Origin of the sequence: Acinetobacter sp. AL9, assembly GCF_041464035.1 — a bacterium.
Lineage (GTDB): Bacteria > Pseudomonadota > Gammaproteobacteria > Pseudomonadales > Moraxellaceae > Acinetobacter > Acinetobacter towneri.
In genome coordinates, this window is the sequence record NZ_JAYFSK010000015.1 from 51,541 (window position 1) to 61,294 (window position 9,754).

Genomic DNA, 9,754 nt, shown 5'->3' on the forward strand with positions numbered 1-9,754 from the left:
ATATAACCGAATGGTATTACCTTCAATCAGCCACATTTCTAGCGATGTAGTTTTGAGCAGTGATTTCAGTTGGGCACACGTTGGGTGGGTAGATTATCCTGAATAATCTAACTATTTATCAACCATTATCGTGCGCTTTATACAAAAAAGAAAATCTTCTGTATAAATTCGTGTTCGCTATTCTACTAATGTCTGAGCATTACGCTATACTTTAAACAATTTATCGACTATTTCACGAGTTAAACAGTGCCGATTAAGTTTGTCGCAACCTCACGATTACCGACCGCATTTGGTGAATTCAACATTACGGTATTTCAAGATCCTGAAACTGGCGAAGAACACGTGGCATTATCCAAAGGTTTGGACACTGCGCCAACCCAGCCCGTTCTGGTACGGATTCACTCAGAATGTTTAACTGGCGATGCTTTCGCGTCTTTAAAATGCGACTGTGGCCCACAGCTTCAAGCCACTCAACGTCTGATTAATGACGCAGGACAAGGTGTGATTTTATATTTACGCCAAGAAGGTCGCGGGATTGGCTTGACCAATAAAATTCGTGCTTATGCCCTGCAAGATCAAGGACATGACACGGTGGATGCCAATTTAATGCTGAATTTACCTGCCGATGCACGTCGCTATGATATGTGCAGCATTATGCTAGATCATTTGCAGGTTAAAGCTGTGCGCTTAATCACCAACAACCCTTTGAAAATTCAAGCATTACAGGAACAAGGGATTACGGTGGTAGACCGTGTGCCTTTAACTGTGGGTCTAAATCCATTCAATGAAGAATATTTGCAAACCAAACACGAACGCATGGCGCACATGTATGATAAAGGTGACTTCTGAGTCACCTTTTAATTTTTGAATTAAATAATTTCTACTCAACTTACTTAAATCGTCATCGAAAAAATACGATTATTCGGCATACGGCGTTTTAAACGCAAATCAAAGGCCATACAAATATTGCGCACAAAAGGTTTACCTTTTTCCAAAATCTGAATGTGCTGATCTTGAATGAGCAGTAATTCATCTTCCTGCATTTCCTGTAACTGTTGCAGCACTTGCTCAATTTCAGGAAATGCCAATTCTGGACTGGCCCACGACGTTTCAAAGCTGCACATTAAATTTAAAATATGCTGACGTATTACCAAATCTTCCCGATCCAGCACATGCCCTTTAAACACAGGAATTTCATTGCAGGCTAAACGGGCATAATAATCTTCAATGCTTTTTTCATTTTGCGCAAAGCTATACCAACTGTCGCTAATAGATGAAACACCCAAGCCAATCATAAGCTGCGTTTTAGATGCGGTATAGCCCATAAAATTACGGTGCAAGGTACCATTTTTAAACGACTGATACATACCATCACGTTCTAAGGCAAAGTGATCCATCCCAATTTCATGATAACCATAGGCCAAAAGACGCTGTTTGCCTTCTTCATAGCACTGACGTTTTAATTCATCTTTAGGTACATCTTCATCTTTAAAACCACGCTGCCCATTGCCTTTAATCCATGGCACATGCGCATAACTGTAAAATGCCAAACGGTCTGGCATTAAACGTTGGGTCTGCTCAATGGTATTCAGTACATCGTCTAGATTTTGAAAGGGCAAACCAAAAACCAAATCATGTGAAATAGAATCATAGCCAATTTCACGCGCCCACTCGGTCACACGTTGCACATGCTCAAAAGGCTGCATCCGATGAATGGCGCGCTGCACTTTTTCATTATAATCCTGCACGCCATAACTGACCCGACGAAAACCCAAGTCATATAAGGCCTGTAAATGTTCGCGGGTGGTGTTATTGGGATGACCTTCAAAACTAAATTCGTGCTGTTCTGCCACTTTGGCTTTTGCCAGAATGCCTTGAATGAGCTGCGTCAAATGTTCGACAGAAAAGAAAGTTGGTGTGCCACCGCCCAAGTGAATTTCTTTAATGATGGGAGTGCTTTCGAGCAATTGGCAATATAAGTCCCACTCTTTTAATAACGCCTGAATGTATGGCTGTTCAACTTCATGGCGTTTGGTGACACGTTTATGACAGCCACAAAAAGTGCATAGACTTTCGCAAAATGGCAAATGAATATACAGACTAATGCCTTCGCTGGCATTAGATTCATCAAAAGAACGCTTCAGCGTCTGCTGCCATGCCTCGGCTGAAAAAGTAGCATCATCCCAATAAGGTACGGTTGGATAACTGGTATAACGTGGTCCAGGCACATTGTATTTTTGAATTAAAGAATTTGCCTGCTGTGTCATCCACTCTGCCCCATTCAGTTAATTGCTGCTGACTAAAATTTAGATTGTAAAAACTATTGTGCTGAGCTTAGGCATGGAAATCAACCTAGTCTTTTGCTCGGAATACATGCTGAAATACAAAGCACCTTGCACAATTGCCTGAGCGATTTGCAGCAAACTGGATAAACCCCTTAATTTTTAGACAGTTTTATGTTTTGATGTAAGCCATTTTATTTTTATCCTGAGGTGGCCATGTCGCATCCTACTCACGCGGATATTCAACGTGTACGTGAATTTCTTCTCGATTTGCAGGCGCGAATTTGTGCGGCTTTAGAACAACAAGAACAGGCAGGTGGCGGAAGCGCACAGTTTGAAATTGATGACTGGCAACGTCCTGAAGGTGGCGGTGGTCGTTCCCGTGTCTTACAAAACGGTACAGTCATTGAAAAAGGCGGGGTGATGTTTTCGCATATCAATATTTCAAAACTGCCTGCTTCTGCAACTGAGCGTCATCCCAATATTGCAGGCGTACCTGCGCAAGCGATGGGTGTATCATTGGTAATTCACCCGAAAAACCCGCATGTACCCACCTCGCACGCCAATGTGCGTTTATTTGTCGCTGAACCTGAAGGACAACCGCCAATTTGGTGGTTTGGTGGTGGTTTTGACCTGACACCATTTTATCCAAATGATGAAGATGTGTTGGCATGGCACCAAACAGCACATGACTTATGTGCGCCTTTTGGCGATCAAGTCTATGCAGAACATAAACAATGGTGTGATGACTATTTTTATTTAAAGCACCGTGATGAACAGCGTGGCGTGGGTGGTTTATTTTTTGATGATCTGAATCAATGGGACTTTGACACCTGTTTCAACTATATTCAGGCGGTGGGTAACGGTTATTTGGCTGCAATTCTGCCTATTTTTGAGCGTAATCGTGACAAAGCCTATACCGAAGCACAACGTGAGTTCCAGCTTTACCGTCGTGGACGTTATGTGGAATACAATCTGGTCTATGACCGTGGCACTTTATTTGGCTTGCAGACAGGTGGACGGATTGAGTCCATTTTAGTCAGCTTACCGAACTTGGCGGGATGGTCGTACCGTCCTGAATGGGCAGAAGATTCCGCAGAGAAAAAACTCACCGACTATTACTTAAAACCACGCGATTGGTTAAATCTCAAGACGAGTTAAAGCTCGCGACTGGTGAAACCTTGCGTACATCGCAGTGTAAAAAAGATCACATTCAAGGTTCAAAAAAGCGATTCTTCCACGAATCGCTTTTTTACTTACAAACTTTATTGCTTATTTTCAAATCAATAAATATGCACAGCATGAATTAACTGTCATGATAGTGCGGATGGATTTTAATAGATGATGTGACCGCGCACCCTATTCGACCATGCACAAATAGGATTTAACTATCCATACATCAAACCATGAGTCAAAGGCGAATTCATCAAACTGTCAAAGCCTTATGTTACACTGCGCCACATCTGTCAGGAGATCCGCATGTTTAGCCCGCTGTTCAAACACAAAATCTTTTTATTTTGGGCAACCTTTGCCATGTTACTTGGCTCAATTTGCATGACCTTTATTTTTGAAAGTCATCTTTCAGATGGCTTAGCCATTAGTAGCAGCATTTTAGCGGGCATTGCCATGTTCGTGATTGCCACTATTTTGGTATTAGAAACCGTTTTAGAGATTTGTAATCCTTAAGTCCAAAGACTCCCACCGTTTTATACCACCATAGGCTTTAGTCCGCGCTGAATTTGACGTATATTGATGCACATTTCAGCACATGGATTTTGGCAAATGCGCAAACAATTTGCCGTGATTGGCAACCCAATTGAACAATCACGTTCTCCTGAACTGCATCATGCCTTTGCAGAAAAAACAGGCATTGACCTGCAATACAGCAAACGCCTTGCCCCTCTTGATGGTTTTAGAGACAGTGTTGCAGACTTTTTTAATCAGGGCGGTGTAGGCATGAATGTAACCGTGCCTTTTAAAGAGCAAGCATTTGCCCAATGTGGCGTATTAACCGAACGTGCCAAAATTGCCAAAGCAGTCAATACCTTGTGGATGCAAGATGGTGTTTTGCATGGCGACAATACCGATGGTCAGGGTTTGGTTGATGCCATTCGTGCTTTGGGCTGGAATTTAGAGCACAGTGATATTTTGATTATTGGCGCTGGTGGTGCAACCCGCGGGGTAATTTATCCGTTGGTACAAGCAGGCGCAAAAAAAATTGTGATTGCCAACCGCACCCTTGCCCGTGCTGAACAACTGGTTGCTGACCTACAAGCTGCCGTACCGCAAGCAGAATTACAAGCCATGGCACTTACCGATTTAACAGGTCAATTTGATTTAGCCATTAATGCGACGTCTGCCAGCTTAACGGGAGATGCCCTCACCTTGCCTGAGTGTTTGCAGTTTAATTTTGCTTATGAAATGGCTTATGGCAAACCTTCGAGCTTTTTAGAACAAGCCAAAGCGCGTGGCGTACCGACATCGGAAGGTTTTGGCATGCTGGTCGGACAGGCGATTGAATCTTTTTATATTTGGAATGGCGTGAAACCTGAATTAAAAGATTTCCTCTAAATCATCACCAAATAAAAATAGCCCTTGAGCAGCAAAGGGCTATTTTTTTATTTAAACTGGGCAATCTTGTTGAACGCTGATTGCCCATTTTTCACCCACGGTTTATTTTACAAATTTCTGCATATCTTCATACACATCCATATATAACTCATAATCAATCTGTTCAGCCTGATCTTCAGTTAAAGTGCGAATTGAATTTTGGCTCAATTTGCCCTGCTGACGATCAACATACGTCTGCCCCAAAATGTGTGCCGTTTTCTTTAAATTCTCCAAGTCAGGCACATCCCAATCATAAGCTGCTTCATAGGCTTTTAAATATTGCTGAGCAAATATCTGTTGTGGTTGCTTGTATTGCTGTTTCAGCTTACGCCATTCAAGTGCGACTTTATTTTCATCGACTGCATCTTCAGTCAAATTATTGATACGACGACCAATTGCATTATTGAATTGCTCATCTTCTTCTAAATGATGCTTGGCTTGTAAAGCTTCAATCCGTTTTAGCGCGGCACCTTTCGGGTCATAGTAGCGCTCATCACTGAACCAATAGGCATACACTTCTGCCATTTCCTGCAAGGTTTGTGGACTAAGATTTTTTACCCACGTACTTTGCTCTGCTGCCATGTGCACTAAAAATAAAGTCTGATAAGTCTGACTAAAAGATTCTGTTTGTTGATAGGTTTTTTGTGCCAACTGCGCTAATTCTTCATCATAACTTAAGGCAGGTTTTACAGTGGTCTTATCTTTATTTTCTGCAGTTTCCTGCTCCAAAGTCCGCCCTAAATTTGTCACCCATTTTTCTAAAATTGAGTCTTTACTGACTTCTTGAATGGATTTGGCTTGACGCAGCGCACTACGGTCAATTTTGCTGGCTTGCCCATAATTCGCAATGCTGACATCGTTATACACATGAATTGTGCCGTAATTTTCGCGTTTAAATTGCAGTGCATAATCAATTTTTGCAGCACGCCCCTGATCATCTAAAGCCACATCAATTTGCATCGGTGTTTTTTTATCTTTAGGTGTAGCATTCATAATCTGTTGAATTTCAGCCTGATGTTTTTGCCACAAAGCTGCGAAAGCAGCGGCATCGACCAATTGTTCCGAACGATATGGTTCAAAAACTTTAGCTAGCTTTTCTTGCGGTGAAGCAAAGTGCTCATCCAATACCGATTGTGCCTGCTCAGCACGATTTGGACTAAATGCTTCTAATTCATAGGCATAAGCACAGTAGGTTAAATCCCCGACTTTGGCTGTTTTTGCTGTTTCGATCAAATGCTGACAGTCTTGTTCGCTTAGCATACTTGCGGTGCTTGCTGAATCTTCTGCCTGCTCAGCAGCCGCTTCAACGGCTTGTTCAGCTGCGATCATGGCATCTTCACTGGCATCTGCTGAATAATCTGCCACATTACTCACTGTCGTTTCAGTTGCATAAAATTTCTGACTGACCAAATCACGTAAAGCAAGGGTGGCTTGATACGCCACAAAAGCCTCTTGGCTCATGCCATAATCTTCAGCAGTTTCATTGTGTTTCAAGTAGTCTTCAACACTTTCTTTGGCCGATGTATCTTGTGTAGTTTCAACTTGCTCAGTAGCATCTTCAGTTGTGGTCGCCTGCCCCAATACGGTCTGTTGCAAATACGGTGCATTGACCTGATCAAACATGGCAAGCTGCAGCAACATATCTTCCAAGCTACTGTTCAAACGTATTTTTTCACTAATTTTTTGCTGACGTTCTTGTGCAGTTAAAGATAATTTTTGAATGTGATTAGAATCTGCCAATACATACGGCACCGCATTCATGGCTTTTAAATATTCGGCAAATTGTGCCACTTTAATCCGCTCAAAATCGGCTTTGTATTTAGAAAAGTCGATATAGGCAAAGTCATTTTGACTATCTTTATTTACCAAATAAGGCAACAAAGAAAAATAATTGGTATAGAACTTATATTCATTAAAATCGACCACCATCGGTACTTTCATTTGCACCAAAAGTGTCGGTTTTTCATAACGTGCTGCCACATTCAAAGCAGCAATTTTTTGCCGATAATGCACCGAGCCATCGTAGCTAAACTGAGTGTCATTCAATACATTTAACACAAAATTAAAAGGACTCGATTTTTCGATTGCCCCTGCAGCATAGGAAGCAGAGTTTTGTTCCTTAGCCATTGCCGTATATAAGTTTTGTTTTTCTTGTGTACTTAAACGGACTTTTTGCTGTTTTAAATACTGATCTAATTGCTTTTTAAGTACAGGATCGAGTGTAGCAGGAGCAGCATCCGCTACTTTTAGTATTGCTTCAACTAAATTGCTCTGTACCCGTAATTTGCCCTGAAAGTCATAACTTGGCGTTTCAAAGATGGCATTTAACCCTGTAATTGCCTTTTGTTCTATACTTGCCGTCTGATTGGAATTGGTCTTAATGACATGCTGCGAACAACCTGTAGCAGCTAAACTAAAAAGACATAAAGATAAATATTTTAATTGTATCTTCATTGCTAAACACCTTATATTCATTATAGATTGGTCTGTTCAAACATATAGATTATGATACATTGTAACATAACACTTCATTCGTTTTTGTAAGGTGAATAATTTTCACTATTCGCATTTCTGACATTTTTATTCGCTATTCTTATCAATGTTTTTTGATCATGAGTGTGAATAATCAACATATCGATACAGATAATCCAAAACTATTTCTAAATTAGGATTAAGACTATGCCAGCATATAAAGCCCCATTACACGATATTCGTTTCTTAATGAACGAAGTGCTTGATTACCCGACCCACTACAAAAATCTTTCTAACGGTGAACTTGCGGACGCAGATACAGTCGATATGATTTTGGAAGGTGCAGCAGATTTCTGTGAAAATGTACTTTCTCCTCTTAATCAATCAGGCGATGAAGAAGGCTGTCATTTTGAAAATGGCAATGTGACCACACCGAAAGGCTTTAAAGAAGCCTATGACCAATTTGTGCAAGGTGGCTGGCAAGGTCTGTCTTACCCTGAACAATACGGCGGTCAAAACCTGCCAATGTCGCTAAACCTCATCAAATCTGAAATGATGGGTACAGCAAACTGGTCATTCCAAATGTATCCAGGTTTAAGCGTGGGTTGTATCAACACCATTATGCAATTTGGTACAGACGCGCAAAAAGATACCTATTTACCGCACTTGGTTGCAGGTACTTGGTCAGGCACCATGTGTTTGACTGAACCACAATGTGGTACCGACTTAGGTCAGGTAAAAACCAAAGCAGAACCACAAGCTGATGGTACTTATGCAATTTCAGGCACCAAAATCTTTATTTCTGCAGGCGAACATGACCTGACTGAAAACATCATTCATATTGTGTTAGCGCGCCTCCCAGATGCACCTGCAGGCACGAAAGGTATTTCATTATTTATCGTACCGAAATTCTTGCCAACAGCAGAAGGTACGGTGGGTGAACGCAATCCTGTCACTTGTGGCTCAATTGAACACAAAATGGGGATTCGCGCGTCTGCAACTGCAGTCCTAAACTTTGACAATGCCGTGGGTTATTTGATTGGTGAACCACACAAAGGCTTACATGCCATGTTTACCTTTATGAATACTGCGCGTATTGGTACAGCAATTCAGGGGATTTGCCATGCAGAATTGGCATTCCAAGGTGCATTGCCGTATGCCAAAGAACGTATGTCAATGCGTGCGCTTTCAGGTAAAAAAGACCCTGAAAAAGTAGCTGATGCAATCATTCACCATGCCGATGTACGTCGTATGCTCTTAACGCAAAAAGCCGTAGCAGAAGGTGGTCGTGCCATGATTTATCATGCTGCACAATTGGCAGATAAAATGAACGACGCTTTAATGCGTGGTGATACTGCTGCTTTTGAAGCGCATGATGACCATTTAGGTTTCTATACGCCAATCTTAAAAGGTTTCTTAACTGAAATGGGTTATGAAGCTGCCAACCACGGCATGCAAGTGTACGGCGGTCACGGCTATATTAAAGAATGGGGCATGGAGCAAATTGTACGTGATTCACGTATTTCTACCTTATATGAAGGTACAACTGGCGTTCAGGCGCTCGACTTGATTGGTCGTAAAGTGTTGTTAAGCTCTAAAGGTAAAGTGATTCGTGACTATACCGCTGAAATTTTGAAATTCTGTGGTCAGCATGCACGTAACAAATACATGCGTCGTTTTGCATGGGACTTAACCAAGCTATGTGCTCAATGGAACGCATTAACCGTGCGCATTATGTTGGCAGCACGTAAAGACCGTGACATCGTATCCAGTGCTTCAGTAGACTTCTTGATGTTCTCTGGTTATGTGATGATGGCTTATTTCTGGGCGCAACAAGCGGCTGTGGCTTCGACCAAATTGGCTGAAGGCAATGGTCAGGAAACACCTGAGTTCTATAAAGCCAAAATCAAAGTTGCAGATTTCTACTTTGAGCGTTTATTGCCACGTACCCAAGGTCATGCAGAAGCAATGGTCAATCCATCTAAAACCATGACTGCATTAGCACCAGAACATTTTAGTTTTGACTACTAAAATATTCTAAGCAGATGTAAATCAAAAGAGCGCGTAATGCGCTCTTTTGGTGTTTACTTCAGAAAGTCAGTACTCGAATCTACACATCAATTAAAATTACTTTTAATGTGCTGTTGGAAAACCATGAAATACCCACTGAATCAGATATAAAATCAGAAAAATTAAAATCACTAGACATAAAATTTCTAGTCGTTTCATTCAATTCGCTTCTTAGCCTTGTCTTCTAGCAACATAAGCTGTCATTAAAAAGTAAACATGTATTCTTTTCCGAATTGGTTTGATACTCTCTCCACCCATTGCTCTATTTTATCAGCTGTCATGACTTGAAAATCTCGCCAATAATATTTCATCTGCTTCCA

Annotated in this window: 7 protein-coding genes and 1 pseudogene; 5 read left to right on the top strand and 3 right to left on the bottom strand. The window is 41.4% G+C overall.

The window, feature by feature from the left end:
* Positions 1 to 246: 246 nt before the first annotated feature.
* Complete coding sequence (ribA, locus tag ACEO2X_RS05635) at positions 247 to 849, top strand: GTP cyclohydrolase II (protein WP_004974633.1); 603 nt, start codon at positions 247 to 249, stop codon at positions 847 to 849.
* Between the two features lie 44 nt (positions 850 to 893).
* On the opposite strand, the gene hemN is transcribed toward ribA, so the two are convergent.
* Positions 894 to 2,267 carry an oxygen-independent coproporphyrinogen III oxidase gene (gene hemN, locus ACEO2X_RS05640; RefSeq protein ID WP_096901232.1) on the bottom strand — a complete coding sequence of 458 codons (1,374 nt, stop codon included), beginning with the start codon at positions 2,265 to 2,267 and terminating at the stop codon, positions 894 to 896.
* Between the two features lie 231 nt (positions 2,268 to 2,498).
* Between hemN and hemF the strand changes: the two genes are divergently transcribed.
* The 3 genes from hemF (at position 2,499) to aroE (ending at position 4,853) form a co-directional block, all read left to right on the top strand.
* Positions 2,499 to 3,443, top strand: coding sequence for an oxygen-dependent coproporphyrinogen oxidase (hemF, locus tag ACEO2X_RS05645; protein ID WP_179997387.1), 945 nt, complete (start codon positions 2,499 to 2,501; stop codon positions 3,441 to 3,443).
* Between the two features lie 318 nt (positions 3,444 to 3,761).
* Positions 3,762 to 3,968, top strand: coding sequence for a hypothetical protein (locus tag ACEO2X_RS05650; RefSeq protein ID WP_004974627.1), 207 nt, complete (start codon positions 3,762 to 3,764; stop codon positions 3,966 to 3,968).
* A 96-nt stretch (positions 3,969 to 4,064) separates the two neighbouring features.
* Positions 4,065 to 4,853 carry a shikimate dehydrogenase gene (aroE, locus tag ACEO2X_RS05655; protein WP_104852603.1) on the top strand — a complete coding sequence of 263 codons (789 nt, stop codon included), beginning with the start codon at positions 4,065 to 4,067 and terminating at the stop codon, positions 4,851 to 4,853.
* Between the two features lie 102 nt (positions 4,854 to 4,955).
* Here aroE and ACEO2X_RS05660 read toward each other — a convergent pair whose 3' ends face one another.
* Positions 4,956 to 7,346, bottom strand: coding sequence for a hypothetical protein (locus ACEO2X_RS05660; protein ID WP_371971194.1), 2,391 nt, complete (start codon positions 7,344 to 7,346; stop codon positions 4,956 to 4,958).
* Between the two features lie 225 nt (positions 7,347 to 7,571).
* Between ACEO2X_RS05660 and ACEO2X_RS05665 the strand changes: the two genes are divergently transcribed.
* The gene (locus tag ACEO2X_RS05665; protein ID WP_154320290.1) at positions 7,572 to 9,395 is read left to right on the top strand and encodes an acyl-CoA dehydrogenase C-terminal domain-containing protein; all 1,824 of its coding nucleotides are present in this window, start codon (positions 7,572 to 7,574) and stop codon (positions 9,393 to 9,395) included.
* A gap of 242 nt (positions 9,396 to 9,637) precedes the next feature.
* Here the strand turns inward: ACEO2X_RS05665 and ACEO2X_RS05670 are convergent.
* Positions 9,638 to 9,754: pseudogene (locus ACEO2X_RS05670) on the bottom strand (transposase); the annotation flags it as partial.